The following is a 646-nucleotide window of genomic DNA, read 5'->3' as shown; positions in this document are numbered from 1 at the left end:
CGATGTACGGATGCGTCTTGCGGTGTGTGCCGACGATTCCCTCGGGACCGATGAGAACTGCGCTGTTGTAGAACAATCCGCTGGTCGCATCGACTTCGGGCATACCCACGACGATGTAGCAGTTACGACGGGACGCGATCTCGGCGAACGTCTCGGTGGTGGGGCCGGGGATCTGCTCGACGACGGTTGCCGCTTCCTCGGTGTCGTGGAAGCAGTAGCCGGTGGTTGCCATCTCGGGTGTCGTGATCAGGCGCGCTCCGTCCGACGCCGCCTTCTCCACGAGATCGCTCAGAGCGGCGACGTTCGATTCCTTCGCGAACAGCGTGGGCTCGAATTGTACGGCTGCTGCAGTGAATATCATGACGCCACAATCCTTTCGGCGATGAGGGTATCGTTCGATTTCGGTGGTTCGTAGAACTGTCCGCGGGTTGCCATCGTGAGCGGAACGTAGAGAAGAGGACCGAGAAGCATGGCGATGAACGACGCGTAATACGACGGGTAGAGTCCGAACACGCCGAGCCCGCCCACCGCGACGCCCGCTGCCATGGCGACGATGCCGCAGGGGTTCCAATTGCGCACTCGCCCTTCGCGGAACTCGATGTTGTCGCGGGGTGCCAGGCCGAGCAGTCTTCTGCATACGAAGTAG

General features: G+C 61.5%; 2 protein-coding genes. Both read right to left on the bottom strand.

Annotated elements, in window-relative coordinates; all coding sequences use genetic code 11:
• Nucleotides 1-361, bottom strand: a 361-nt coding sequence (locus ACI3K0_RS30790; RefSeq protein WP_404946992.1) for a nitrilase-related carbon-nitrogen hydrolase, incomplete at its 3' end; no start/stop codon positions are given.
• Nucleotides 358-646: hypothetical protein (locus tag ACI3K0_RS30785; RefSeq protein ID WP_404946991.1), on the bottom strand; the 289-nt coding region annotated here is incomplete at its 5' end. The genes ACI3K0_RS30785 and ACI3K0_RS30790, both read right to left, overlap by 4 nt.

The organism is Rhizobium sp. ZW T2_16 (assembly GCF_044987325.1).
In the GTDB taxonomy this organism is placed as follows: Bacteria; Pseudomonadota; Alphaproteobacteria; order Rhizobiales; family Rhizobiaceae; genus Neorhizobium; species Neorhizobium cellulosilyticum.
This window is presented reverse-complemented; position numbering and strand designations above follow the sequence as displayed.